Annotated in this window: 1 pseudogene; it reads left to right on the forward strand. The window is 61.7% G+C overall.

The window, feature by feature from the left end:
- Positions 1–770, forward strand: a pseudogene (locus ABD120_RS39570) (DNA-directed RNA polymerase subunit beta); the annotation flags it as partial.

Below are 770 nucleotides of genomic sequence, written 5' to 3' on the forward strand. Positions count from 1 at the left end.
TTCTCGGGGACCATGTCCTTGTCGTTCCGCGACCACCGGTTCGAGCCGCCCAAGTACTCAGTCGATGAGTGCAAAGACAAGGACATGACCTACTCCGCCCCGATGTTCGTGACGGCGGAGTTCATCAATAACACCACCGGTGAGATCAAGAGCCAGACGGTGTTCATGGGTGATTTCCCGCTCATGACGCCGAAGGGCACGTTCATCATCAACGGCACCGAGCGTGTCGTGGTCTCGCAGCTGGTCCGTTCTCCGGGTGTCTATTTCGGCCGTAGTGTCGACAAGACGTCGGACAAGGATCTGTTCGACTGCCGTGTGATCCCGTCTCGGGGTGCGTGGCTGGAGTTCGAGATCGACAAGCGCGACAGTGTCGGCGTGCGGGTCGACCGTAAGCGCAAGCAGGCCGTGACGGTGCTGCTGAAGGCGCTGGGGTGGACCAGCGAGCGGATTCTGGAGCGGTTCGGCCGCTACGAGTCGATGCGGGCGACGCTGGAGAAGGATCACACGGCGGGGCAGGACGACGCCTTGCTGGACATCTACCGGAAGCTGCGTCCGGGTGAGCCGCCGACCAAGGAGTCGGCGCAGACTCTGCTGGAGAATCTGTATTTCAACCCCAAGCGGTACGACCTGGCGAAGGTGGGCCGCTACAAGATCAACAAGAAGCTCGGGGTCGATGCGGAGATCACGCAGGGGACGCTGACCGAGGACGACATCGTCTCCACGATCGAGTACATCGTGCGGTTGCACGCGGGTGAGGAGTCGATGCCGAC

It is taken from the genome of Nonomuraea longicatena, from assembly GCF_039525605.1.
Lineage (GTDB): Bacteria > Actinomycetota > Actinomycetes > Streptosporangiales > Streptosporangiaceae > Nonomuraea > Nonomuraea longicatena.